We start from the raw sequence: 25316 nt of genomic DNA, 5'->3' as shown, positions 1-25316 counted from the left end.
AATAGAGGCAGGTAAAAAAAGCGGCCTGCAGCAGGGAATTAGAAATAAATATTGAATACTACTAAAGATCAACTAAGCCGAATAAGGGTTAAGGAGCAGGTCTATGCTTAATCAGCTATTCACCCGTACCGGGCGAATTGTTATAAGTTTTTTAGAGCATGTGGGGCAGGTGCTAATCCTGTTGAGTCAGACTGTTTTTCATCTGCGCCAGCTGAACACTACCCTGCTGTTTCGGCAAATGGCGCATCTGGGGGCCGATTCACTGGCCATTGTTTTACTGACTATGCTGTTTACCGGCATGGTCATGACGGTGCAAACCGCCTTTGAATTTGTGAAATACGGGGCTCAGTCCTCGGTTGGCGGGCTTGTGTCGGTAGCCATGGCCCGTGAGCTGTCGCCGGTTCTAACCGGTGTGGTTTTCGCCGGACGGGTGGGGGCCGCGATTACGGCCGAAATCGGCTCCATGAAAGTTACCGAGCAGATCGATGCCCTGCGGGTCATGGCCGTAAACCCGGTTGCCTACCTGGTAGTGCCCCGGGTGGTGGCCTGTATGGTGATGCTGCCGGTACTGGTTATCTTTGCCGATGTTATCGGGACTTTCGGCAGCTATATGATTGCCAAATACTATGCCGGCATCAGTCCCTTCACTTTCTTTAATTCAATTAAGGTGTTTGCCATACCCCACGATATCATCGGCGGGATGGTCAAGGCTATGTTTTTCGGGGTTATTGTTGCCCTGATTGGCTGCCATAAAGGACTGACCACCGCCCAGGGGGCTGAGGGTGTAGGGCAGGCCACAACCGGTTCGGTTGTTTTATCGATCATTCTGATTTTTGTCAGCAACTATTTTTTATCTGTCCTGTTATACCGGTAAAGAAATAATTGAGGTTAAATTATGATCAAACTCATTCATGTTAATATAGACTTCCGCGGCCGGCAAATACTCAAGGACATTAACCTTACCATTGAACAAGGGGAGATTATGGTGATTATCGGACCCAGCGGTTCCGGCAAAAGCACCCTGCTGCGGCTCATCATCGGCCTGCTGAAGCCAACCAGCGGGGAGATCTGGGTCAATAACCGGGAGATTACCGGTATGACCGAGGATGAACTGGGCCGGGTCAGGCTGGAGATGGGCATGGTTTTTCAGTATTCCGCTTTATTTGATTCGATGACCGTCGGGGAAAATGTGGCCTTCGGTCTCAGGCAGCACACCACCATGCCGGAAGAGGAGATTTTGCGGACAGTACGCCGCAAACTGCGCATGGTAGGCCTGCGCGGGCAGGAAAACGCCATGCCGAGCGAGCTGTCCGGCGGTATGAAAAAACGGGTCAGCCTGGCGCGGGCGATTGCCATTAATCCGCATATTGTCCTGTATGATGAGCCTACGGCCGGGCTTGATCCCATTATGGCCAACACGATCGACAGGATGATTGTCAGTACCAGGCGAATGATCGATGCCACCTCGGTCGTCGTGACCCATGACATGACAAGTGTTTTCCGGATTGCCGACCGGATCGCCATGATTCATAACGGCAGCATCATTGAGAGCGGTACACCGGAGAGCTTCAAACAGTCGGAAAATCCGGTTGTGGCTAAATTTATCCGCGGGGCGACCGTCCTGCCGGAGCGTAAAGGGAGGGGAAGGGTATGAATACCGAGGCCAAAGTCGGCGCAGTCACTCTTTCCGGCCTATTGCTGCTTGCCGGAATGTTTGCCTATTTAAGCGGCATTACTTTTGGTGACAAAGGGTATCCGATTCAGGCTGTTTTTGCTCAGGTCAGCGGCTTGAAGCCGGGCAATATTGTCCGTTATGCCGGTGTTGAAATCGGCAAGGTTACCGCTGTGCAGGTTCTGCCTGACGGCGTGGCGGCCGACATTATGCTGAATCCCGGGGTGGAAATACCGGTAGGTTCGGCGCTGACAATCGGGTCTGACGGTTTATTAGGGGAAAAATATATTAATATTATGCCGCCCCGGGAGAGCAAAGGCTTTTTAGCCCCCCATACCAGAGTGTATGGCGAGAGTCCCCAGGGCATGGATGAATTGATGGTATCGGCCAATCAGGTGCTGGCAGAGGTGAGGACGCTGGTTAAGGCCCTTAATGACGTCCTGGCCGATGATAAAGTAAGAGCAGCCCTGAAGGAATCGGCCCTAAATACCCGGGAGATTACGGCCAATCTAAACAGGCTGACGGCTACGCTGGCCATCCTGGCTGAACAAAATCAGGGGGATGTGACCGCCGCCGTCACCAATCTGAAGGCCATGTCAGGCAGCCTTAGGGATACTGCCGCCCGGGTGGATAGAATGATGGCTGCTGTCGACAATGACGGCAAGACTGCTGTTGAATTGCGGGAAACCATTACGGCCCTGAAACAAACCAGCAGCCGGGTGGAGAAAATGGCAGCCGCCCTGGAAGGCGTGGTAACAGATCCGGAAACAGCCCAGAATGTCAAAGAAACCCTGAAGAATGCCCGTGATGCCAGCGCCAAGGCCAATAAGATGCTGGGCCAGGTGGCGGCGATAGAAACAGAAACAAACGTGGAAGCCCTGTATAACACCGATACCCATAAATACAAAAGCAATGCCGATATTACGGTTAATACCGGGCCCGGCGATTTTACCGTCATTGGCGTAAGTGATATTGGCGAAGACAGCAAGCTAAACCTCCAGCTGGGCAAAAGAGGCCCGGTCTTTGATCAGCGTTTCGGCGTGGTTGACGGCAAAGCCGGGGTCGGGGTTGATGCCAAAATGGGCAGTCAATTGCGCCTGTCGCTTGATGTCTATGATCCCAATGATGTGCGGGTCAAGCTGCGGACCCAGTATGAGGTGGCACCTGACACCTTTCTTGTCGGTCAGACCGACGATCTGAACAAGCGGGAGGATAAAGCCTCTTATTTCGGCGTCCGGCGGTCATTCTAATCACCTTGGCATTGACACCGTCCGGGCTTGGACATATAATTATAAGTAACTGACTGAACAGTCAGATCCTGAAAAGCGATAACATCAAGGAGGTCATAGTATTTTATGGCACAATTTAGATTATCTGGCAGCCTAGCCAAACGCATGTCGGCCTTGATTACCGGCGGCTTGCTGGCAGCTGCTGCTCTGCCAGGCTTTGCCGCGCCTGTAGAACTTACACTTGATGAGGCCATTGATATGGCTCTTAACAGCAATCCCGCGATAAAAATATCCGAATCCGAACTGGATAAAGCCGGCTGGGATGTAAAGATGGCCAAAGCCGCTAAAGGGCCGTCAGTAACGCTGGCCCACAATGCCACCCGCACCAAGAGCGCCGCTTCCGTCGGCATTGGCTATGATACTAACCAGCAGCCCTTTACCGTTCCCATTGCGGAAAGCATTAATAACAGGTATGCCAACAGTGTCGACCTGACCCTGCCGCTGTACACCGGCGGCAAACTGGAAGGCACCATTGAGAAAGCCAAACTGGGTCTTACAGTTTCCGACCTGGGGGTTGCCAATTCGCAGCAGCAGGTCAAGCTGGACGCAACGACTGGCTATTACAGCATTTTGCAGACCCGCAATCTAGTCAAATTAAGCGAGGAGTCGCTGGAGCGCCTCAATGCCCATCTGAAAAATGTGGAGGCCCAATATAATGCCGGTACTGTGGCTAAATCGGACGTGCTGCGTTCCGAAGTGGAAAAAGCCAGTGCCGAGCAAAGCCTGATCAAAGCGAACAATGCCTATGAACTGGCGGTGTCAAGCCTGAATAATGTGATTGGCCTGCCGCTCGACACGCCGCTTGTGCTTAAGGAAGAGTTGAATTATGCCAAATATGATAAGTCGCTGGCAGAGTGTATCAGCGCCGCCCTGACCAACCGCCCTGACCTGGCGCAGGCAGCGGCTAATCTGGATATTGCCAAAGCGGACATCAGAGTGGCTGAAAGCGGCAATAAGATTAGCATTGCCGCTACGGCGTCCGAGAAATGGAATGATAAAGACTTTCCCGGCACCGATAACAATAACTGGGTTGTTGGCATTAATGCCAGCTACAATTTGTTTGACGGCGGCGTTACCAGATCGCAGGTGAAAGGGGCCGAAGCCGGTCTTGACAAGGCGTCAGAGCAGCTGCGCCAGGCCCGGGACAGCGTGCAGCTGGAAGTCCGTCAGGCCTATCTCAACATGCAGGAAGCCGAGAAACGCATCGAGACAAGTAAGGTAGCCGTTACCAAAGCGGAAGAGGATTATAAGATAGCCCAGGTGCGCTACAGTGCCGGTGTAGGCACAAACCTTGATGTTATTGATTCCCAGGTGGCCCTGACTTCGGCCAAAACCGACTATGTCCAGGCTATGTATGACTATAACACCAGCCGGGCTAAACTTGACAAGGCGATGGGTATAACCGTAGAGTAAAGCAATAGCGAAGGCAGAACTGGTTTTCCGGTTCTGCCTTTTGCCTGTTGACAGAGCCTTCCCGGAACCGGGCAAAAGCAAATAAAATCCCAAAAAAAACAAAAAGGAGAACCCGGTCTGCTGTCGAAATACATAGATATCAAACATGCCAGGGAGGCACAATATGCGAACCAAAGCCGCACTCGTAGCAGTGCTTTTGCTTGCACTTGGCATGGCTGCCTTTGGCTGGTGGTCCACCCACAGCCGGGCTGTTTTTGCCCAGCTTGAGAATACACTGGTAACTGAACTCACCCAGGCCCTGGGCACGCAGGTTGCCATCGGACAATTGCAGGCGGTTGGGCTGACAACCGCTGTTGTTAATGATGTCATTATATTGGATCAGCAAGGCCGCGATATGGCCGTTATTAAGCAGGTAACCGTGGATTACAGCCTGCTCAGCCTGGCGCGCGGTCAAACGGCTCTGGATGCCTTGCGGAAAATCACCCTTACCCAGCCGGTGCTCGACCTGACCGAAGGCGCGGACGGCACCTGGAATATCGAATTTTTAAAACAGGAAACCCAGCCGGACAGCCCGGTATTCAACGGCAAGGTTGTCATTGAACAGGGGTTCCTTACTGTCACTGCCCGCAAAGGACAGTGGCGGCTGGCGGCTGTTGACGGCCTCCTTACTGTCAAAGACAGCCGGGAAATTGCCTTAAAACTGACAGCAGACCACAATCATTCTTCCTTAGGGGTGGAAGGGTTTATTAATACTGCCCAAAATAGCCTGTCGCTGACAATCCAGGCCGACAGCATCAACCCGGCCGCCTACGAGCAGTTGCTGCTGACAGGCGCGCCGCTGCATTTTACTGACGGTTTGCTTACAGGCTTCGATATTACCATTGCCAGAAATGAGACCGGGTTAAGTTATGCCGGTGAGTTTGTTATGGACCGGATCGCCGCCGCCAGCGGGGAATTCACGGTGGAAAAGGCGCAGGGGCGGGTAAGCTTTACCAATAATTATATCTACATACTTGGCGGCAATGCCTTGGTCAACAGCCAGCCGGTGGCGGTGCGCGGCAAAATTGGGATCGCCGGTGACCAGCCGGTGTTTGACCTTCAGGTTGAATCAACAGGTGTCGATTTGGCTGCCATTAGCGACAAGCTGCCAGTTACAGGCCTTGCCGGCAAGGTTTCCTTGCAGGCTGCCGTGACCGGCACGCCGGCCAACCCGGTGGTTACCGCCGAGCTGGCGGCGCCGGACAGGCTGGAGGTTGCAGGTTACAGCCTGCAGGACAGCCGGGCCCGGGTCAGCTATGCCGACAAAATAGTAACAGTTGCTGAGTTTACCACCCACGCGCTGGGCGGTCAGGTGCGCGGGCAAGGACAGGTTGATACAGGCACCGAGCGCTATCAGGTGCAACTGACAGCCAGCCATATTGATACGGCTGCCATCAAAGATTTGCCGCTTGCTGTCAGCGGCAGCGGGGACCTGACGGTAACTGCCGGCGGCCAGGGCAGCAACTGGCAGTCAGTCAGCGGTTCCGCCGTACTCTCCCTGGCCGACGGTCAGTTGGAGGGGCTGCCTTATACCCGGATGACCGCCATTGTCGAACGTACCGGCAATGTTACGGCCATTAAACACTATGATCTGATTTTGCCCACCGGCCTTGTTACCGCCGAGGGAACGATGACGGACGATAAGCTGGCTATCACCTTAGAGGGCCACGGGATTGAGCTGGCAGCCCTGTCTGCGCCGGCAGGCGAAAATGTCAGGGTTGGCGGCAAAGCCGGTTTTACCGGGGAGCTAACAGGGACAATTGCCTGGCCTCAGCTCCGGCTGGCCTTTCAGGCGGACGGCCTGACGGTTAATCAGCAACAGCTGGGGCAGGCCCGCGGCAGTCTCGCCGCCTCGCCCGGCCTGATAACCTTGGAACAGGTGACCCTGAATGACGGGGCGGTTGCCCATGAACTGGCCGGCCAGGTAGTCCTGGCCGGGGCGCAGCCGGAGGTGCAGCTTACGCTGGCAACCCGGTCGGCCCGGGCCGAAACCCTGGTCCGGATCATTAAGCCCGACCTGCCCCTGACCGGTAATCTGGAGCAGGAAATGACAATCAGCGGCCCGCTGGATAACCTGGCGGTATATGGCAAACTGAAATTATCGGAAGGCAGTTTTGCCGGTTATCTAATTGCCAGTGCCGAAGGCAGCTATCAGCGGGAGAACGGGGTTATAACCATAAATAATCTGATGATCGACTCCCTTAATAGCAGAATTAATCTAGCCGGCACCGTGGCTGCCGACGATAGCCTGAATTTCGGGGTGACAGCGGAAAATATTGATGTGGCCAGGCTGAAACTGGAGTATCCCTACCCGGTATCGGGCATTTTCAACCTGACAGGCCAGGTAACAGGCCGCCTGAACAGTCCGGCGGTCAGCGGCCGCCTGACGGCCGGCAGCGTGCTGGCCAACGGGCAGGAACTGAAGGATATCTACGCCGAGCTTAGTTATGAAGATGAGCAGGCAGACATCAGAGAACTGCGTTTTACCCAAGGCCAGGGCAGTTACCTGTTTAGCGGGGCTGTTGACATTAGAACTCATGGCATTGACGGCTTATTAAGGGTCGAAGGCGGGGAACTGGCCGGGATTCTGGCGCTTGCCAATGTACCTGACCGCGGCATTCGCGGCAGTCTCAATGGGGAGATCGTTTTAAGCGGCAGTATGAGCAACCCAAATGTCGTGCTGCGGGGTTCGATAGCCAAGGGGAAAATTAAAGAATACCTGTTTGATACGGTTGACATTGATGCCGAACTCCGGAATAAGGTCATTTCGGTCAATAAGCTGATGGCCAGACAGGGCCTTGACGGGGTATTGGCCGCCCAGGGGCAGGCTGACTTAAACGGCCAGATCGATATGGAAATTGGCGGGCGGGACATCGATACCGGCATTTTGACCGCGTTATTTGATACAACGGTTGAGACTACCGGCAAGTTTAGCTTTACTGCCCAGGCCAGCGGCGTGACCGCCGACCCGAATGTGTCGGTGTCTTTGGAAGTGCAAAACGGCAGTATCGCCAATGCCGAATTTGATAACCTCTACGGCCTGCTCATCTATAACAGCGGCAGCATCCATGTCAATCAGCTGTTTGTGGCGCGGGGGCCGTACAAAGCCAGCGCTTACGGCGTTGTGCCGTTAAAGGCTCTGAACAGCCAGGGCCGGGGCCAGGCTGATGGGACCGATGCCATGGACCTGAATTTGCGGCTTGACAATGCTGACCTCAGGATACTGCCGATGCTGACGAAAGAGGTTGCCTGGGCCACAGGCCCCACCACCGGTGAGATCGCGGTCGGCGGCACCCTCTCCCAGCCGACTCTGAATGGCCATTTAACCGTGACCAATGGCACAGTTAAACTGAAAGCCCTGTCGGACCCTATCCAAAAAGTAGGGATTGATATTCAGTTTAAAGATGATACAATAAATATAAACGCCTTTGACGGGGAAATGGGCGGCGGTTCCTACTCCCTGGGCGGGTCGGCCCGGATCAACGGCTTAACGCTTGATGACTACAACCTCATGCTGACGTTAAACCGGCTGGGGGTAAAGCATAAATATTTTGCCGGCCCGGTCGACGGGGTGTTAGCGGTAACCAGCAAAAACTCGCGGCCGTTTATTGCCGGCAAAGTGACAGTTGACAATGCCACCGTCGATATTCCGGCCATGCCGGACAGCGGTGAATTGCCCTTTAATGCCGGGTTGGATATTGAAGTGGTTGTTGGCGACAAAGTGCGTATGTATAACCCGTATTTGTATGACTTCCTGGCAGCGGGCAAGATTAAAATTGACGGGTCGCTGAAAAGACCCGCCGCGTCAGGCCGGATCGAGGTCCGGCGCGGTACGGTGCGCTACCTGACAAACCGCTTTACCATCTTGAGCGGCAGTGCCGAATTTACCCAGTTTGGCTCGATCGTGCCGGTCATCAGACTGGAGGCGGAATCCAAGTTCGCCCGCACGCGGATTCATCTGGCGATTAACGGCCCGGCTACAGAGATGGATCTTAAATTAACCTCAGAGCCGGCGATGAGCCAGCAGGAAATCATGTCGCTCTTAACCCTGCGCGGCGGTTATTTCACGAAAAATGACGGCAGCGATAATGACAGCACCTTTGGGCGGGATGAGTTGCTCAGCCTGCTCGATGCGGGCCTGCAAATGCGCTTTATTGCCGAGATTGAAGGTGCTTTGCAGGATAAGCTGGGACTTGATGAATTCCGGCTGGTCCGGTCGTCCCTCTTTGATACCGGCAGCAGAAAGGCGCGGAACAGCCAGTCCGACCAGTTCCAGGGGTATAATATCGAGATTGGCAAGTACCTTACCGATAAATTCCTCATAAGCTACAGCATGGGGCTTGATCAGGATAACAGCAGTGTCGGCTTCCGCTATGACCTGACCAAAAACATTGGGCTGGGCGGTTACTTCGGCGGTAGTGCCGAAACGCGGCTGACCATAGAGACCAGATTTGCCTTTTAAAAATAGAGACGAATAGCAACCAGATTCCGGTTACTGTAAAGGAATGATACAAATGATACTCAGTCAATATCTGGCTGAATTAAAAAATATCCGGATCATGACGCCGGAAGAAGAGGCGGTGTTGTGGCAGGGCTACAAAAAAAACGGCGACCTGGCCTGCCGCCGCCGCCTGATCGAGAGCTACCAGCCCCTGGTTTTTAAAACCGCCATGCGCTGGCAGCTGCCGGAGGCGACAATGCTTGATATGATCCAGGAAGGCACCGTCGGCCTGATTGAAGCGGTGGAAAGCTTTGATCATGCCCGGGGTGTGGCTTTCAGCCTGTTTGCCGTGCATCGCATCCGGGGGCGGATGCTTAACTACCTGACCCGGGAGGATAATAACCTGGTCCGGATTGACAGCCCGGTGGCGGCTGACAGCAGTCAGGCCACGCTGGGCGATTTACTTGTGGATGCGCGGGCGGAGGTAGCAGCCCAGGCTGAGCACAACTATCTTGTTGATCAGCTGCGAACCGCCATGGACCGTCTGCCGGCCAAGGAGCAGCAGGTTCTGCACAGTGTTTATCTTGATAATTGCGAAGCCAAGGCGGTTGCCGAATCAATGGAATTAAGCGTTTCCCACGTGTACCGCCTGCAAAAGCAAGGCATTCGCCGCTTGCGGGGCATGCTGTCCAAGCTGATGGGCAACTGGTGAGAAATGGCTGGGCATTTCTCGCCAGTTTTGATTGGCTATGAGAAAGTGAGCAAATCAGTCAAATGCTGACGAAATAAGCAGCAATAGCGAGGCAATTGTATGTATTGCCCGTTTTTGCTTGTTTGCTAATGACCAAAATCTGGCCCCTTCCCAGGACTATAAATAATGTTTATAATAGGGGTGGTGAATGTGGCGGATTGTAAACAAAATATTAACAGGCATCTGAACTCTGCTCAGCAGTGGCTGTCAGAGGCGGAAGAAGCTTTTGACAAAGATAGTGATATTCGGGGTGAGCTGAACCTGTTTTTGGCTCAGGCCGAACTTACGCATGCCAAAGAGGTCAACCGGTCCCGCTACTGGCGGTACCGGTACCCTGTCCTGCGGCACAGTCTGGCTGTCGGCCTGGCATTTGTGGTTGCCGCCGGCGGTATGACTGCCAGTTATATGTGGGGAATAAGCCGCCACAACACCCCGGACCGGCTGCCGGTTACGCAGCCTGCTACCCTAGTTGAGCAGGGTCCGGCTCAGCTCAATGCTATTTCCGGTACGGTAACGACACCGCCGGTGCCGCCGGCACCGGCAGCGGCAGCTAAGGCCAACACGGCTGCCGCTGATCAGGGACATACAGATACCTCGCAGAAGCAGCCGGCAGAGCCGGCATCAACCAAGCAAAACCAAGATGTGCCTCTGACGCCTGAGGAGATTAACAAACTGATTCGTTTAGCCGGAAAATCGTTGCGTGGACAGTAACAAATAGATAAGGAGGTAATGCATGAAGAACATTAGATGTTGTAAGCTTTATATTGCGGCAATCATTGTTTTAAGCATGGCCGCAGCTTTCGTTTTGCCTGTTTACGCAGCAGACGTCGAAGGCAAGACAGCCACAGCCGTAACGATTACCGGGCTTAGCCAGATTGATGAAAGTACTGTCAAAGGCGTGGTGAAAATCCAACCGGGCGATACCCTGTCGGCTGAAAAAATAAAACAGGATATGCAGGCAATTTATGACCTGGGTTATTTCTTTGATGTTGTCGCCAACTTTACCGAAGTGCCTGAAGGTGTGAAAGTGATTTACACCGTTATGGAAAACCCAAAATTGACCGACATTGTTGTTAAAGGCAACACAAAGATTAGCACCGATAAAATCAAGGAACTGGTGACTACCGGTAAGGACGGTGTCCTGAATACCCGGACGCTGAACGCCAATGTCCGGGCCATCGAGGATTACTACCATGAACAGGGCTATATCTTAGCCAAGGTCAGTGATGTGTCCATGTCGCCGGGCGGGGTATTAACCCTGACAATTAATGAAGGGGCCCTCGAAGGCATTGTAATCAAAGGCAACGAAAAGACCAAGACCCATGTAATTACCCGGGAAATGAAGGTCAAACCCGGCGAGGCGTTCAATGTGAAAGATGCGCGCCGCAGTATGCAAAAAGTGTACAACCTTGGTTATTTCGAGGATGTGAACATGAAGCTGAACCCCGGCCAGGAGCCTAATGCCGTTGTGCTTGAGGCCAGTGTTGTGGAACAGAAAACAGGTACTTTCTCGATCGGCGGCGGTTACAGCAAGGCCGACGGCCTGATTGGTATCCTGGAACTGGGTGACAACAACTTTAACGGCAAGGGCGACAAGGTTAAGTTCCACTGGGAGTTTGGCGGAGCCAGCAATAAGAACTATGAAGTAAGCTATACCCGTCCCTGGCTTGACAGCAGACAAACCTCGTTAAGCTTCAGCGTGTATGATATGACGAACGAGTACAGCGACTATTACAATAATGGCAAGCTGGAATCAAGTTACGATAAAAACCGCAAGGGGTTTGAGATTACTCTCGGCCGTCCGCAGGGTGAATATGTCCAAAATTATATCACCTATAAAAACCGTAAAGATACCTGGGTGGAAGCAGTAGACGGCGTCGATTATTCGACAGATCCCGACTACGAGGGCTACCTGGAGGATAATTTTGGTAAAACCCATAGTGTTACCCTGATGCGGGTATTCGATTCCCGGGATAATGTGTTTAATCCTAGCGAAGGGGCACGTTTCTCCCTGTCGGCCGAATTTGCCGGCGAAATGTTCGGCGGTGATTTCGACTACAACAAATACACTGCCGAAGGCCGCAAATACTATAAAGTAGGCCGGAATCACGTAATCGCCGCCCGGCTGACCGCCGGTTATGCCGACGGCAATATGCCTGAGTCCGGTGAGTTCTCGGTGGGCGGCGCAGATAATCTGCGTGGTTATGAAGATGATGCGTTTGATGGCGACAAAATGCTGGCAGCCTCTGTTGAATACCGGTTCCCGGTAGTCAGCAAGGTGCAGGGCGTGGTCTTCACCGATATCGGTAATGCCTGGGATGGTGAAGGGTACAAGCTTGACGATCTCAATGCCAGTGTCGGTGTCGGTATCCGGGTAACAACTCCGATTGGGCCGATTCGTATCGATTACGCTCAAGGCGATCAGGGGGGGCGCACCCACTTTAGCTTTGGCGGCCAGTTCTAATAGTTGCAGCGAACGAGTCAGGCCACAGGCCTGACTCGTTCACTAGGGAGGTGCGCGTTATTATAGCAAAATGCCTGCGACCCATGCTTTGTCTGGGCCTTGTGGTGCTGCTGCTGACCCTGGGCACCGGTACCGGCCTGGCTGCCCCCGCTACAGTGGGCAAAATCACGGTGACAATTAGTGCGGCCGAGCCGCCGCCGGCCAGGGTAGCCAAACGGATGACCGCCAGTGTTACGACTGTCGGCACGCAGATGCTGGCCGGCCGGACGGTCAGTGAGGTGCAAGCCAGTCAGGACAGTTATGAGAAACTGGTACGGGAGATATTTGACCGGGTGCTTGTCGGCTATACGGTCGGCCAGGTCCGGATTACCCCCGGTACTACCACTCATATTTGGGTAGAGGTGGTGCCCTGGGGCGATGTGGTCCGCGACGTTATCCTGGAGGTTGATTTTGGCAACTTGTCACCGGCGGTGCAGGGCCTGCTACAGACCGACATGAGCCGGGTGGAAGAGCAGATTGCCAATGTCCTGACAGGTCTGCCGGTCGATTCCATTGAATGGGCCGGTGGTGTTTCCACAGCGGTCATCCGGGAATTATTGGCAGACCGGCTGCCGGAATTCCGGAGCAATCTGGAGATTGCGGGCGGGCCGACAACCCATATTAAGCTGTCGCTGCTGCCGGTCGGTCCGGTGATTGATACGGTGCATGTCGCTATGCGATCCCGCACGATCCCCAATGTCCTGCTGGCCAAGGCCGATCCGGCTGTCAGCGGGGCGGCAGGCATGCTGCGCGGCTTGCCGGTGGCGTTTGTGGAACGCCATCAGGACTATTTTACGGAGGCGATCACGGCTGCTGCCGCCGGCCATCCCATTGCCGGCCAGTATGGACTCCAACTGACAACGCTGGTGGAGCCGGGCCGGGATACGCAGATTATCGTGAATGCCGAAACCAGCAAATACCGGGTTATGCTGGAAGGCAGCCTGGATATGGGGCGGGAGGAAAATAACACCGCCGCTAAGCTCCATTTCGGCAAATTTACCGGCAACCGGGACGAGGTGTTCCTGGAAGTGGAATTTCTGCCTGACAACCTGACCTGGGAGTTCGAGCCAGGCTGGGGGCACAAGTTTACGGACAATACAATGGCCGGTTTCCGGTATAATTTCTCCGAACAGGAGAGTACCCTGTGGGTTAATCACTATGTGGGCGCTAACTGGACCATCCGGTTTGAGCACACGCCCCGGCCGGAATATAATGAGTTTGGCGTTAGATACAAGCTCCATGATTTCCTCAGCACCGAGTATGTGATCACCAACAAAGAAAGCTGGCTGCGGCTGGTGGCGAATCTGTAAGACTTGCTCAATGCCAGGCTGGCTGTTATAATTGTTAAATAGAGGAGAATAATTTATTTGCCAATTGGCAGGAAAGAAGGTCAAAGAATGTTTAAAAACAAAAAAGTAGCAAAAATTGTGGCTGTATCTATAGTTGCCGTATTTCTGTTAGGTGTATTTGGGGTGGCAATCACCCAAAGCACAATTGGTCATGCCGCCGGTGCCGGCACTGCCTCCAATGTAGGCAAAGTCGATTACCAGCGCCTGGTAAATTCCACCCCGGAATTTGCTAAGTTCAGAGAAACCATGCAGAATGAGGTAGCCCAGGCTCAAAAAGATTTTGACGAAAAATCCAAAACCATGAATGATAAAGAAAAACAGGATTATAATAATCAGCTGCGCGAGCGTCTGGCTCTGAAAGAGCAAGAGCTGAGGACTCCGATCCTGAATCAGATTGACGCTGCGGTTAAATCCGTAGCCGACGCCAAAGGCCTTGCCGTTGTCCTTGATATGAGCAACATCGTCTATGGCGGTCAGGATATCACCGATGATGTGGTAAAAAAACTGGGCGGAAAATAGGAATGTAAAGCCCCGGTCATTACAGCCGAGCCGGTTTAGCCTGTGCTCGGCTTTCTATTCTTCACAATAACGATGGATCTAGAGAGGGTGATTTGGTGTGAAAATGGCAACACCAATTAGGTTGCTGGCAACCCTGATTCTTGGTACCGTGCTTTTGACAGGCTGTGCCCGCCCCGCCCCTGAAACCCAACCTCCCGCCGCGCCCCAGGCTGGCGTTATCGATATGGATAAAGCCGTCAGGGCCCATTCCAAGCACCCCGAATGGCAGAAGCTGAAAGAACAGGCTGCTACTCTGCAGCAGCAGCTGACGGCCGAGGCCGGCAGGACTGCCGGAGCTGCGCCGGAAATGTCGGCAATGCAGCTGCCGCCAGCGGCCGAGAGTGGCCTGCGGGCTGCCGCCGAACAGGAGTTTAATGCTAAAATGACGGCGAAGCAGCAGGAACTGCAGGCCCGTCTGGCGGAGAAAGCCGGCAAGCTGCACAGTGAACTTACCGCTGAGTTAAGGACCTATGCCGGACAGCTGGAACAGGAATATCAGCCGCAGCAGTTTAACCTGCAGCTGAAATTGCAGACCATCCGCATGGATGAAACAGCAGCGGCCGCCATCAAGCAACAGCTGGATGACCTGAAGGCCGAACAGGCCGCTAAACTGGCGGCGCGCGAACAGGAATTGTCGAAAAAGCTGGAGGCGGCGCTGGCCCCTGAACAAGCGGCCAGTGAACAGGAACTTGCCGCTTATGCCAAACAGCTAAATGCGGAAATAAGTCAAAAGCTGGCTGCCCAGGCCGGCAACCTAGCTGAGAACAATACGGGCTCGCTCAGCCGGCCGTCAGCAACCGGTGTCAGTGCGCTGGAACAGCAATTGGCGCTGAAACAGCAGGAGATTAGTGCACTGGAGCAGTCGATTCTCAATGATATCCGCGAACAGGCCGGCAAAGTAGCCGCTGAGAGCAGCCTTGATGTTGTCTTTACCGGGCACAGAGTCAATGTAAGTGCAGTGGATATTACCGACGCAGTGATTGCGGCGGTTAAGAAATAGTCAGTCTGCGTATACTATTTTAAACATTATTCTTAGGTTCCAAAGGGGGATTTTTGATGAACAAGCAAATCAGAATGGCGTTGATCCTAGTCCTGGTTTTGGTTGCGGCCCTGGCGCTGGCCGGTTGTAACAGCAGCAACCAGACCGTCGGGGTGCTTGATGTAAACAAGGTGATGTCCGACAGCCCGAAGGTCAAGGCGCTGCAGGAACAGCTTAATGTCAAAGGCAAAGAATTAAGCGATCAGCTGGAAAAGGACAAAGCCGGCCTTAGTGCCGAAGAATTCCAAAAGCGCCAGGAAACCGCCTATGGCGAATTCCTCAAGGTTAAGCAAGACCTGGAAAGCCAGATTGACAGCAGTATTAAACAGGCCATCGAGCAGGTAAGCACCGAGCAAAAGCTGGGGGTTGTACTGTATAAAAACAGTGTGGCCCAAGGCGGCACTGATGTTACTGATGCTGTCATTCAGAAAATGCAATAAGAGGCAGGGGGCCGTTGTGTGAAAAAGTCATTAATGGAGATTGCCGCCCTGCTTAACGGTACCGTTACTGATACGACCTGTATAGAGATTACCGGTGTGACCAATATTGATGACGCCGGTCCCGGGGATATTACCTTTGCGGTGCCGCCTCATCTTGATAAAGCCGGTAAGTGTGCTGCAGCCGCTGTAATTATTCCCGACTCTGTGGAAGCATTTCCCAAACCGGCTATCCGGGTCGCAAACCCCCGGATAGCCTTTACCACATTACTGAGCCTGTATACACCCAAGCCGGACATCCCGGCGGGGGTGCATCCGGCAGCCGCGGTCAGTTCCACCGCCAGACTTGGCGTTAATGTGGCCGTCATGGCTCATGCCGTCGTCGATGATCAGGCCGTAATCGGCGATAACACGATTTTGTATCCTCATACTTATATTGGCCGCAATACAACCGTCGGCAGCGATACGCTGATTTATCCCCAGGTCACCGTCCGGGAAAACTGCCAGGTGGGCAGCCGGGTCATTATTCAGAGCGGCGCTGTGATCGGCAGTGACGGTTTTGGTTTTGTTACCATCGACGGCCGTCATCAGAAAGTCCCCCAGGTAGGCAATGTAATTATTGAGGATGATGTCGAAATCGGCGCCAATGCCTGTATCGACCGGGCTACCACCGGCAGCACCATTGTCGGGCGCGGTACGAAAATCGATAATTTGGTGCATCTGGCCCACAATGTGACAGTTGGGGAAAATTGTTACTTTGTGGCGCTGACAGGGATTGCCGGCAGCGCTAAAATCGGCAATAATGTCACTTTTGCCGGCCAGACAGGCTGTGCGGGCCACGTGGTTATTGGCGACAACTGTGTTTTCGCCGCCAAGGCCGCGCCGATTAATGATGTGCCGGCCAATTCTTTTCTGGCCGGGTTCCCGGCCCGTCCGCACAAACAGTGGCTCCGTTCGGAGGCCGCCATTGGCCGGCTGCCGGATATGGTCAAGAAAATCCGCGAGCTGGAGCAGCGGCTGGCGCAGCTGGAAAACAAATAAAATGGCTGGAGGTATACGCTGGCGTATACCTCCTTTCTTTATAGTAAGTAGTATCAGAATTTATAAGTTTTGCGAGGCTGCAAGTCCTGATAAAACCAGGGGAGCCAAGGCCAATGCCCGGCTTGAGCAGAGACGGTGCCCCCGCACCCCCGGTAACCCCCCCGGCCATTGCCGGAAAAAGCGTTCCGCAGGAGAGAAGGCGGGCGGTATTCCGTTAAAAAATCCGTATTGTTTGAGCGAAGCGAGTTTCGGATTTTAGGAATACTGTCCGCCTTTTCAGCTTTTGGAGGCTGCGGGCCTAGACCTTTTGTTACTTTTGGGCAATGCCAAAAGTAAAACCGTTCCCCTGTATTCCAGGCTTATTTGTTATGCGCAAGCCACAAGACTGCGCCAGTGGTTTTTCTAATCCGCCGGAATTTACAATTTTTTGAGAGGCTGAAAGTCGGGAATTCTAAGTGCGATATAAGAAAAAATGACTCAAAAGAACCGTCCCCGTGAGTCTAAATATTCTTTAACCCACAAATTGGCGGCAGGCGGGAGCAGGATTTTTGCGGATCACAGGGAATTAGTACTCATTGCTCATATTATTTTGCAGTGAGGAGAATTTGCGATGAGGAAAAAAAGCTTTTTTGGCAGCAGCCGCTGTCCTGATGGCGGCGGCGCCTGTATATGCGGCGCCGTCGATTAACGGCTCAACCGGGCTGATCAATACCCCTTCCGCCGATGTGCTGCAGGAAGGACAGTTTTCCCTGGGCTACCATCACCTGGAGGAAGGAAACGCCGGCAGTTTTGTCTTCAGTCCGGCCAAAAAGCTGGAGCTGGGTGTGGCCGGCTTCCGCTATGACAGTGACAGCAACCGGGATAATGAAACCTACTTTAATGCCAAATACAGCCTGGTGCGGGAGACTGTCGTTACCCCGGGCCTGGCAGTGGGGGTTGAGGATATCGGCGGTGACGACCAGCGGACCTTCTATGTCGCCGCCAGTAAAGCCCTGCCCTTCGGCTTCCGGCTTCATGCCGGTGTTGGCGACGGCCGCTATGACGGCGTATTCGCCTCGCTGGAAAAGACCTTTAACCCGGTCGGGGTAATTACCGGCAGCAACACCTTTCCGGCTACAACCCTGATTGCCGAGTGGGATGGCGACCGGATGAACTATGGCGCCCGCCTGTCAGTGGTGCCGGGTTTGAAAATTGATGCCGGCTGGCGCCACAGTGAGACCTACATTGGACTTACCTACACCTACTAGGAGCGGTTTATGCAGTATCGTTTAGTAAAAGGGCTAAGCGCTCTGGTATGTTTGCTGCCTGCCAGGCTGCGGCATTGCATCGGCGTTCTGATCGGCACTCTGTGCTGGCCGCTGGTTCCGGCCAAAAGACGCAGCATGGCGGTTGCCAACATCAGCCGCAGCCTCAAGGTGGACGAGCGGCAGGCAGCGGCCATTGCCAAAGCCAGTGCGGTGCGGTTGGGGCCGATGGTTATGGAGGTCCTCCATATGCCTTGCCTTACCAGGGACAATATCGGCCGGTATGTCCAGCTTACCGGCCGGGAACACCTGGAAGCCGCTCTGCAGCTGGGGCGCGGGGCCGTGCTGGCCACCGCCCACAGCGGCAACTGGGAACTTTTGGGCGCGGCCCTGGCCATGCACGGCTTTCCGCTGGTGGCGGTTGTGCAGCGGCAAACCAATGCGGCTATGGACGGGTTTATCAACGAATACCGGACCAAAGCCGGCATGCATGTTACCTATAAGCAAGGGGTCCGGGAGATGGTCAAGCTGCTGGGGGCCGGCAAGATTATCGGTCTGCTGATGGACCAGGATAATCACCGCCATGGTATTTTTGTGGAATTCTTTTCCCGGCCGGCCTCAACGCCGCAAGGAGCGGCGGCCTTAGGCCGGCTGAATAATGCCCCGATCGTCCCCGCCTTTATTACTGCCAATCCTGACGGCACGCACCGGGCAATCATTCATCCGCCGCTTACTGTGCAAAAAACAGCCGACAGGGAGGAAGACATCCGCCGGACAACCCAGCAGCTGACACAGATCATTGAAAACCATGTCCGGCAATATCCCCATGAATGGTTCTGGCTTCATAACCGTTGGAAAACCCGGCCGCCGGCCGTATAGAGCATTTTTTATTAATAAGATGAGGAAAAGAGATTGCGCCCAGAGGCGGCAATCTCTTTTTTGTTGACATTATATACAAATATTGATTTTTTGATATACTTATGGACAGAAAAATGATATACGTGATATAATATACACCAGAAATGAGGTGACTGAATCATTGCTGACAGCAAAAACAAATAAGCTCGATTTTCTGAAACGGTTTTTTCAAGACTCCATTCAACGCGATATTCTGACGCTGTTTATTGTTAGCGTACTTATAGGCTCGCTGGTGGCTGGTTCAGTCGCGGTGGCTGCGAATAGTTATTTTTCTCAAACCCTGTCCAGTCTTGTCGGTGACTATGGTGAATATGACGTGCTTGTCCAGGTGCGGGAAGAGAACCGCGAGGACGCGGCTGTTCACATCGACAAGATTATCAATGAGGTGTTCCCGGGCGGCAAAAGCAAAGAAGGGCCGACCATTGCCGGCAAGACACCGTTTTTCGTAGCCTTGCCTGACCAGTTTAAAACCCAGAAAGTCTATGAGGAGCTGGCGAAAAGCTTTGGCAGCCTTCCCGGCGGCGGCAGTGTCGGGGTTATGACCGAACCGCGGCTGACTGTGCGGGGTGTGCCCGAAGGGGCCCGCACCATGCTGCTGGAGCATATTGCCCGGCTGGACGGCGTGCGGTTTGTGTTCCGCGACGGTTCCTCGGTGGGCGTGATCTTAAGTTCGCTGGATAAATCTTCAGCAGTCAATACGGCCATTAAGACCTTTTTGCAAGAGTATCAGGTCATTGAAATCAGTTTCCCCGTCGGCAGTGAACCGGCCAATCCGCTGCGGCTGGGGGAAACAATCGCCGAGGCCATGCAGCAGGAACTGCGCCTGGCCTATGCCGGCAATGTATCTGTCGACGGCAAAAATGACGACATGACCTATCTGGTCAGTACCATGCTGGAACTGAAACGCTTCCTGCAGGCCTATGCGGCCCAGGTGACACTTACCCCAGGCGCCGGCACGCAGCTGGCCAAAGGGGATCTTATTGTCTTTCAGGGGACGGCTGAGAATGGACCCCAGGCCGGCACTGCACCGGCCAAAGGCAATGTTATTGTCGAGATTACGGTTCTTGCCGCCAACGGTACCGCTGAGGGCCGGATTACCACCGGCGACGCCGCCTGGCTGAATAAGCAGGAGGGGCAGGTGCCGACCGGCTACAAGCTGGAACAAAACCTGACCGGCGGCCAGGCTGTCACGGCTGCCGCCAAAAATCCGCGCCAGCAGTTAGGCAATGCCCTTACGGAAACCGGGAAGCTTGTCAGTCAGATTCCCGGCTTTGCCCAGGACAGCAGCAGCCTTAGTACCATTGCCCTGGGGGCGCTTGAACATTATGGCGGCAGTATCACCGCCCTGGAGCAGACACTGTCCAGCCTGCAGGCGGCCGGCGGCATTATTCAGGCTGCCACCAGCGGACTGGCCGGTATCGATACCAGCGGTATCCGCAGCCAGCTTGACAATTCATCCCGGACTATCGGCGGGCTGGCCGGTTCCCTGCAGGTCCTGCGGATGGTGAATGGCGAGGTGGGCTCCACCATTGACACGCTGAGCGGTGCCCAGCAAAATCTGACCAGCTTAAGCTCCAATCTGGCCCAGCTGGATAATGTGGCGGCTAATGCCCGGCGGGCGAAGACGACGATCGACCATATTGCCGCCAATGGCAATAACACCATCGCCACTCTGAAAGCTTTTGACGTGGCGGGGGCCAGAGCCGGCCTTACCAGTGCCCAGCAGCGTCTGGGCGCCTTGCAGGAGCTGAATACCCCCCTGGTTACGGCTCAGATCCAGTACCTTGCCGGCGCGGTGCCGGCACTTACGGACGAAGAGATAAACCATTCCATCAATTTGCTGGACCGGTTTATTGCCGGCCAGGTCATTCCGGGTGCCCGGATTCAGATTCTGACCACCAGCAGCATTGACATCAGTGCGGTAACGCCGGTTGTGCAAAAACAGGCCGGTCATACGAATATGTCGCTGTACTCCACCGCGCTGGGGGTTATCGAACCGGACCCGCGCGGCGAGCTGTACCAGGTACTGACGGAAGTCAAAAGCATCCTGGCCGGCCTGACCGCTATCATTGCCACCCTCCTGCTGCTGGTGCTTGACCATACGGCGATTATGACCGTAATCCGCCGCAAACGGCTGGGCAAGCAGATCCCCGCCAGCGGCTGGCGCCGGGTTGCTGAACGGCTGGCCGCTGCCATCGGCGCCCCTGAGCGCCTGTATGGCAGCGGCGTGGGGGCGGCCCTGCTGACAGCTATGTTTATGCTGGCTGGCGGCGGCATTCCTTATCTGCCCTGGGCCGGTGTACCGGTGCTGGGGGCCCTGCTGGGCCTGCTGGTGGCCTGTTACACCGAGAAAATCAGCCCCGTTGCCGAGGCCGAAGTCATGGCCGGCGAGGCCCTTGGCCTGACCATGGACGAGGTCATGCGGGAGATTGTTATTCCCAGCGGCCGGCCGGGGTTATTGCAAAAACTGAATCAGCGCAAAGTAAAATTTAAATAAACCGGGGGTGAAGCCTGTGCTCAGCATCCAAAACCTGTATAAACAGTTTGGCAGTCTGGTGGCTGTTAATAATCTGGAGCTGACCGTAGCGCCGGGCGAGACAGTGGTGATTATGGGACCATCGGGCTGCGGCAAGTCAACAACTATCCGCATGATCAACAGGCTGATCGAGCCGGATAAGGGCGCTGTTATTTTTGACAATGTGGATATTACCGGCCTGGATGATCCAGCCCTGCGCGCCATGCGCAAACGCATCGGCTATGTGTTTCAGCAGTTTAATCTAATCAGCCGCCTGAGTGCGATTGAGAATGTGATGCTGGGCCTGGTCATGGGCGGCCAGTCGCAAGAGGAAGCCTATGCCAAAGCCCTGGCAGCTCTCAGCAAAGTCGGCATGGAACAGGCGATTGATCAAAAACCGGGCCAGTTGTCGGGCGGCCAGCAGCAGCGGGTGGGCATTGCCCGGGCCCTGGCCTTTGAGCCGGAACTGATGCTGTGGGACGAGCCTACCGCCTCGCTTGACCCTATGCTGGTCAAGGAAGTGCTGATTGTCATGGAGGAACTGGCGAAATACCGGGCGGCCACTATGGTGGTGGTTACTCATGAGATTGCCTTCGCCCTGCATGTGGCTGACCGCATTGTCCTCATGGAAAAGGGGGCTGTTGTGGAAACCGGGATACCCAGTCAGGTATTTGTTGAGCCTGCTTCCCGGGTGGGCCGCCAGTATAAGGAGCTGATCGAATATCAACTGAGCACCAGCGCCAGCACGCTGGCCGGGAAACGCATCGCCTGACAAGCCTCTGCCTAAATCTAATACTTGCACAAAGTGATAAATTCCTGTAAAATTAATTGGAATTAGACAACTCAGGAGGAACCTTAATGAATCGCCAAACCACACTGGCTTCATCTGTGACCTATACCGGCATTGGTCTGCACTCCGGGCGGGACGTCACGATCACCCTGAAGCCGGCTCCGGCCGGCAGCGGCATTGTTTTTGTCCGGACCGACCTGGACGGCCGGCCGCAGGTGGCAGCCCGGGCCGCCAATGTAACCAATACCATGCGGGCCACAACCCTGGAGCAGGGAGCAGCCAAGGTTTTCACTGTGGAACATCTGCTGGCCGCTTTTTATGCCCGGGAGCTTGACAATTGTATTGTGGAAATATCCTCGGTTGAGCCGCCGGTCGCCGATGGCAGCTCCCTGCCGTTTCTTACCCTGATTGAAGCGGCAGGCATTGTCTGTCAGCCGGAGCTGCGCCAGCCGCCGGTTGTTATTCAGGAGGCTGTTACGGTGCGTTATCCTGATAAGTTTATTACTATCTTACCTTATGATGGATTTCGCATTACCTTTACCTCCATTAACCCCCATCCCCTGCTGGGAGTTCAGTTTGGCGACTATGAGATTACTGCTGAAGTTTTTGCCCGGGAATTGGCTCCGGCCCGCACCATCGGCTTTATGCACGAGGTTGCGGCCCTTCAGGCCCAGGGACTGGCCCTGGGGGGAAGTCTGGAGAATACGATCGTATATGATGACACCCACTGTTTAACGCCGCTGCGGTTCGCCGACGAACTGGTCCGGCATAAAATACTGGATGTAATTGGCGATCTGGCGCTGGCTGGCCGCTTAAAAGGCCATGTCATTGCGGTTAAGTCCAGCCATGAGCTGAATACTACGCTGGCGAAACAGATTATAAAAACAATGGCTTACAGGCAAGTATGTGATTGATATGAGGAGGCGCTTTCCAATGATTCTGACCGCATCTGAGATTCAAGAGATTATTCCGCACCGGTACCCGATGCTGCTCGTTGACCGTATTCTGGAACTGGAGCCCATGAAACGGGCCGTAGGGATAAAGAACGTGACAATGAATGAACATTTTTTTATGGGTCACTTCCCGGAACGGCCGGTTATGCCCGGGGTTCTCATTTTAGAGGCCATGGCCCAGGTCGGCGGGGTTGCCATGCTGTACCCGGAGGAATACCGGGGCAAGCTGGCTCTGTTCGGCAGTATGGACCGGGTTAAATTCAGAAGGCCGGTAACGCCGGGCGACCAGCTGTATATGGTGGCTGAAATCATCAAGCTGCGCGGCGCGGCGGGCAAACTGTGGGCAGAGGCTTTTGTCGAAGGTCAGGTAGTGGCTGAGGCGGAATTTATGTTTGCGCTTACGTCCAGATAATACCCGTAATATTGATGTAATTACTGAAAACCGGATGATAATCTGCAGTAATCCCTGTATTTGAGTAATTAAGTCGAAATATACCTGTATTTCGCATGTCATATTTCGACTGTTGAGTCGGAATATATATAACAATAAATGGCATACGGGATCTGATAATATAGTTCTAATTTAGTAGGGAGTTGATCTGATATGAAACCGGAATCGGTTGTAATACCGTTACGTAAAATACACGAAACTGCAGTCGTCCATCCCAGCGCGCGTATTGGCAAAGATGTGGAAATCGGCCCATATGCCGTGATTGGAGAACATGTCCTGATCGGGGACGGCACCAAGATTGGCGCCCATGTGGTGGTTGACGGCTGGACAAGTATTGGCCGCAACTGCATCATCCACCCCAGCGCATCGATCGGCGGCGAGCCGCAGGATCTGAAATTTCGTGGCGAAAAAAGCTACGTGTTTATTGGCGATAATACCAAAATCCGCGAGTTTGCGACAGTTAACCGCGCCACCGGCGAAGGGGAAGAGACCCGGGTCGGTTCGGACTGTCTGCTGATGGCTTACACCCATGTGGCCCACAACTGTGTTGTCGGCAATCATGTCATCATGTCGAATGCGGCTACCCTGGCCGGCCATGTTGTTGTGGAAGACCGGGCTGTGATCGGCGGGCTCGCCGGTGTTCACCAGTTCGTAAAAATTGGCCGCAACGCGATGGTTGGCGGGGCCTCGAAAGTGGTGCAGGATATTCCGCCGTTTGTTATTGTTGACGGCCATCCGGCCAAGGTCTGCGGCTTAAACAGCGTGGGTATCTCCCGCGCCGGCATCAGCGAAGTCGCCCGCCGCAATCTGAAAAAAGCCTACAAGATTTTGTACCGCTCCGGTCTCAGCCTGGCCCAGGCCATTGCGGTGATGGAGCAGGACCTTGAATCCTGTGAGGAAGTGGAGCATATGCTGCGGTTTCTCCGGAATGCGGAACGCGGAATTTGCCGCGGCCGCAAGGATCTTAACGATTAACTGTGTATAGGCGGGCGCCGCTTGGCAAAACCTATAACAGGCAGGTAACGGAACAGGATAACGAACGTGCAGGCTGCGGCCGGGCCGCGCCTGCTACATAAGGTGGGAATCAGTGTGAATACGATAGGACTTATTGCCGGTGTTGGCCGGTTGCCGGTTGAATTTGCCCGTGCCGCTCGCGGCATGGGCTTTGCCGTGGTTGCGATCGCGGTTGCGCCCGGTGTCGACAGTGAGCTGGCCCGGACTGCCGGCAAATATTATACAGTGGGTCTGGGCGAACTGGACAGGCTGCTGGCTATATTGAAGCAGGAGGCCGTGTCCGCCATTACCATGCTGGGCAAGGTTACGAAAGAGCACCTGTTCAGCGGCGCGGCCCAGCCTGACGCCCGGATGCGGCAGCTGCTGGCCGGGCTTCCCGATCTGAATGACGATACGGTGATGCTGGCCCTGGTACGGGAGTTTGCCGGCGCCGGCATTGGTGTTCTGGATCAGACGCAGCTTATCCGGCCTTTACTGCCGGCGGCGGGGGTACTGACCAAACGCGGGCCAACCCCGGCTGAACAGGCCGATATGGAGTATGGCCTGGCCATGGCCAGGCAAATCGGCGGTCTGGATATTGGCCAGACCGTGGTGGTGAAAAACCGGGCCGTACTGGCGGTTGAAGCGATTGAGGGCACCGATGCCTGTATTCGCCGCGGCGGCCAGCTGGGCCGGGGCGGGGCTGTTGTCGCCAAAGCCGCCAAGCCGAATCAGGACCTGCGGTTTGATGTCCCCAGCGTGGGGCCTGATACCCTGCAGGCCATGATTGAAACCGGGGCCGTCGCCCTGGTAATCGAGGCCGGCAAGACGCTGGTGGTGGATAAACAGCAGGTAGTGGCTCTGGCGGATCATAATGGGATTGCCATATCCGCCCTAAGTTAACTGCGGCAGGAGGAACC

At 54.6% G+C, this 25316-nt stretch carries 21 protein-coding genes; all 21 read left to right on the top strand.

Annotated elements, in window-relative coordinates; all coding sequences use genetic code 11:
• The first annotated feature begins 103 nt into the window (after nucleotides 1-103).
• The 21 genes from ACZ481_RS21075 to ACZ481_RS20975 all read left to right on the top strand — a co-directional run bounded on the left by ACZ481_RS21075 (nucleotide 104) and on the right by ACZ481_RS20975 (nucleotide 25299).
• The gene (locus tag ACZ481_RS21075; protein WP_464767298.1) at nucleotides 104-874 is read left to right on the top strand and encodes an MlaE family ABC transporter permease; all 771 of its coding nucleotides are present in this window, start codon (nucleotides 104-106) and stop codon (nucleotides 872-874) included.
• A gap of 21 nt (nucleotides 875-895) precedes the next feature.
• Entirely contained in the window at nucleotides 896-1654 is a 759-nt protein-coding gene (locus tag ACZ481_RS21070; RefSeq protein ID WP_464767297.1) for an ABC transporter ATP-binding protein, read from the top strand.
• Nucleotides 1651-2922 (top strand): MlaD family protein, encoded by a 1272-nt coding sequence (locus ACZ481_RS21065; RefSeq protein WP_464767296.1) that lies wholly within the window; start codon nucleotides 1651-1653, stop codon nucleotides 2920-2922. Before ACZ481_RS21070 ends, ACZ481_RS21065 begins: the two co-directional genes overlap by 4 nt.
• Before the next feature lie 105 nt (nucleotides 2923-3027).
• Nucleotides 3028-4374, top strand: a complete 1347-nt coding sequence (locus ACZ481_RS21060; protein ID WP_464767295.1) for a TolC family protein — start codon at nucleotides 3028-3030, stop codon at nucleotides 4372-4374.
• Nucleotides 4375-4537: 163 nt separating this feature from the next.
• Nucleotides 4538-8875 (top strand): translocation/assembly module TamB domain-containing protein, encoded by a 4338-nt coding sequence (locus ACZ481_RS21055; RefSeq protein ID WP_464767294.1) that lies wholly within the window; start codon nucleotides 4538-4540, stop codon nucleotides 8873-8875.
• Nucleotides 8876-8927: 52 nt separating this feature from the next.
• A complete protein-coding gene (locus tag ACZ481_RS21050; protein WP_464770672.1) occupies nucleotides 8928-9566 on the top strand; it encodes a sigma-70 family RNA polymerase sigma factor in 639 nt (212 codons plus the stop codon).
• A gap of 189 nt (nucleotides 9567-9755) precedes the next feature.
• Nucleotides 9756-10316 (top strand): hypothetical protein, encoded by a 561-nt coding sequence (locus ACZ481_RS21045; protein ID WP_464767293.1) that lies wholly within the window; start codon nucleotides 9756-9758, stop codon nucleotides 10314-10316.
• A gap of 22 nt (nucleotides 10317-10338) precedes the next feature.
• A complete protein-coding gene (locus ACZ481_RS21040; protein ID WP_464767292.1) occupies nucleotides 10339-12069 on the top strand; it encodes a BamA/OMP85 family outer membrane protein in 1731 nt (576 codons plus the stop codon).
• Between the two features lie 83 nt (nucleotides 12070-12152).
• Complete coding sequence (locus ACZ481_RS21035; RefSeq protein ID WP_464767291.1) at nucleotides 12153-13418, top strand: hypothetical protein; 1266 nt, start codon at nucleotides 12153-12155, stop codon at nucleotides 13416-13418.
• 87 nt (nucleotides 13419-13505) lie between these two features.
• Nucleotides 13506-13976, top strand: a complete 471-nt coding sequence (locus tag ACZ481_RS21030; protein ID WP_464767290.1) for an OmpH/Skp family outer membrane protein — start codon at nucleotides 13506-13508, stop codon at nucleotides 13974-13976.
• Between the two features lie 97 nt (nucleotides 13977-14073).
• On the top strand, nucleotides 14074-15015 hold the full coding sequence (locus ACZ481_RS21025; protein WP_464767289.1) for a hypothetical protein: 942 nt from the start codon (nucleotides 14074-14076) through the stop codon (nucleotides 15013-15015).
• Between the two features lie 56 nt (nucleotides 15016-15071).
• Nucleotides 15072-15494, top strand: coding sequence for an OmpH/Skp family outer membrane protein (locus tag ACZ481_RS21020; RefSeq protein WP_464767288.1), 423 nt, complete (start codon nucleotides 15072-15074; stop codon nucleotides 15492-15494).
• 18 nt (nucleotides 15495-15512) lie between these two features.
• A complete protein-coding gene (gene lpxD / locus ACZ481_RS21015) occupies nucleotides 15513-16532 on the top strand; it encodes a UDP-3-O-(3-hydroxymyristoyl)glucosamine N-acyltransferase (RefSeq protein WP_464767287.1) in 1020 nt (339 codons plus the stop codon).
• A 629-nt stretch (nucleotides 16533-17161) separates the two neighbouring features.
• Nucleotides 17162-17779 carry a YjbH domain-containing protein gene (locus ACZ481_RS21010; RefSeq protein ID WP_464767286.1) on the top strand — a complete coding sequence of 206 codons (618 nt, stop codon included), beginning with the start codon at nucleotides 17162-17164 and terminating at the stop codon, nucleotides 17777-17779.
• 9 nt (nucleotides 17780-17788) lie between these two features.
• Nucleotides 17789-18655, top strand: coding sequence for a lysophospholipid acyltransferase family protein (locus ACZ481_RS21005; RefSeq protein WP_464767285.1), 867 nt, complete (start codon nucleotides 17789-17791; stop codon nucleotides 18653-18655).
• Between the two features lie 160 nt (nucleotides 18656-18815).
• Nucleotides 18816-21191, top strand: a complete 2376-nt coding sequence (locus ACZ481_RS21000; RefSeq protein ID WP_464767284.1) for a hypothetical protein — start codon at nucleotides 18816-18818, stop codon at nucleotides 21189-21191.
• A 16-nt stretch (nucleotides 21192-21207) separates the two neighbouring features.
• On the top strand, nucleotides 21208-21981 hold the full coding sequence (locus ACZ481_RS20995; protein WP_464767283.1) for an amino acid ABC transporter ATP-binding protein: 774 nt from the start codon (nucleotides 21208-21210) through the stop codon (nucleotides 21979-21981).
• 86 nt (nucleotides 21982-22067) lie between these two features.
• Nucleotides 22068-22913 (top strand): UDP-3-O-acyl-N-acetylglucosamine deacetylase, encoded by an 846-nt coding sequence (gene lpxC / locus ACZ481_RS20990; RefSeq protein ID WP_464767282.1) that lies wholly within the window; start codon nucleotides 22068-22070, stop codon nucleotides 22911-22913.
• Between the two features lie 19 nt (nucleotides 22914-22932).
• Entirely contained in the window at nucleotides 22933-23364 is a 432-nt protein-coding gene (gene fabZ, locus ACZ481_RS20985; RefSeq protein ID WP_464767281.1) for a 3-hydroxyacyl-ACP dehydratase FabZ, read from the top strand.
• A 192-nt stretch (nucleotides 23365-23556) separates the two neighbouring features.
• Nucleotides 23557-24378, top strand: coding sequence for an acyl-ACP--UDP-N-acetylglucosamine O-acyltransferase (gene lpxA, locus ACZ481_RS20980; protein ID WP_464767280.1), 822 nt, complete (start codon nucleotides 23557-23559; stop codon nucleotides 24376-24378).
• A 114-nt stretch (nucleotides 24379-24492) separates the two neighbouring features.
• Nucleotides 24493-25299, top strand: a complete 807-nt coding sequence (locus ACZ481_RS20975; protein WP_464767279.1) for an LpxI family protein — start codon at nucleotides 24493-24495, stop codon at nucleotides 25297-25299.
• The last annotated feature ends 17 nt before the right edge of the window (nucleotides 25300-25316 follow it).

This window comes from Sporomusa intestinalis (assembly GCF_055383785.1).
This window is presented reverse-complemented; position numbering and strand designations above follow the sequence as displayed.

Coding starts and splice junctions, on each gene's coding strand:
- ACZ481_RS21075 (WP_464767298.1), top strand. CDS start 104: ATGCTTAATCAGCTATTCACCCGTACCGGGCGAATTGTTATAAGTTTT.
- ACZ481_RS21070 (WP_464767297.1), top strand. CDS start 896: ATGATCAAACTCATTCATGTTAATATAGACTTCCGCGGCCGGCAAATA.
- ACZ481_RS21065 (WP_464767296.1), top strand. CDS start 1,651: ATGAATACCGAGGCCAAAGTCGGCGCAGTCACTCTTTCCGGCCTATTG.
- ACZ481_RS21060 (WP_464767295.1), top strand. CDS start 3,028: ATGGCACAATTTAGATTATCTGGCAGCCTAGCCAAACGCATGTCGGCC.
- ACZ481_RS21055 (WP_464767294.1), top strand. CDS start 4,538: ATGCGAACCAAAGCCGCACTCGTAGCAGTGCTTTTGCTTGCACTTGGC.
- ACZ481_RS21050 (WP_464770672.1), top strand. CDS start 8,928: ATGATACTCAGTCAATATCTGGCTGAATTAAAAAATATCCGGATCATG.
- ACZ481_RS21040 (WP_464767292.1), top strand. CDS start 10,339: ATGAAGAACATTAGATGTTGTAAGCTTTATATTGCGGCAATCATTGTT.
- ACZ481_RS21035 (WP_464767291.1), top strand. CDS start 12,153: ATGCTTTGTCTGGGCCTTGTGGTGCTGCTGCTGACCCTGGGCACCGGT.
- ACZ481_RS21030 (WP_464767290.1), top strand. CDS start 13,506: ATGTTTAAAAACAAAAAAGTAGCAAAAATTGTGGCTGTATCTATAGTT.
- ACZ481_RS21020 (WP_464767288.1), top strand. CDS start 15,072: ATGAACAAGCAAATCAGAATGGCGTTGATCCTAGTCCTGGTTTTGGTT.
- ACZ481_RS21005 (WP_464767285.1), top strand. CDS start 17,789: ATGCAGTATCGTTTAGTAAAAGGGCTAAGCGCTCTGGTATGTTTGCTG.
- lpxC (WP_464767282.1), top strand. CDS start 22,068: ATGAATCGCCAAACCACACTGGCTTCATCTGTGACCTATACCGGCATT.
- fabZ (WP_464767281.1), top strand. CDS start 22,933: ATGATTCTGACCGCATCTGAGATTCAAGAGATTATTCCGCACCGGTAC.
- lpxA (WP_464767280.1), top strand. CDS start 23,557: ATGAAACCGGAATCGGTTGTAATACCGTTACGTAAAATACACGAAACT.